This window comes from Paenarthrobacter aurescens, from assembly GCF_025421775.1.
Lineage (GTDB): Bacteria > Actinomycetota > Actinomycetes > Actinomycetales > Micrococcaceae > Arthrobacter > Arthrobacter aurescens_B.
This window is the reverse complement of the sequence record NZ_JAOEFX010000445.1, coordinates 1-258: the sequence shown is the minus strand read 5'-3', so window position 1 is coordinate 258 and position 258 is coordinate 1. Positions and strand designations below refer to the sequence as shown.

Here is a 258-nt window from a genome sequence, read left to right as displayed (position 1 = left end):
CGGGACTCGTGCGGGAAATCTTCGAGGAAACGGCGGTGGTGGCCGATACTGAGCGGATCATCGGAGTCGGGGTCGTAGGCCCGGTGACCTTCCCGAATGGCGACATTTGCTACTTTCTGGACATCACGTTCCGTTGCCGATACGTGTCAGGTGAAGCCCGGGTCAACGATGACGAATCACTGGCAGTGGGGTGGTTTTCACTCGACGAGCTTCCGGAGATGAGCGCCGGAAACCTCGAAGCCATCAGGCTTGCCACGG

The 258-nt window shown here is 59.7% G+C and carries 1 protein-coding gene; it reads left to right on the top strand.

Features of this window, described 5'->3' with window-relative positions; translation table 11 throughout:
• Window positions 1-258, top strand: a 258-nt coding sequence (locus tag N7568_RS24295; RefSeq protein WP_261612236.1) for an NUDIX domain-containing protein, incomplete at both ends; no start/stop codon positions are given.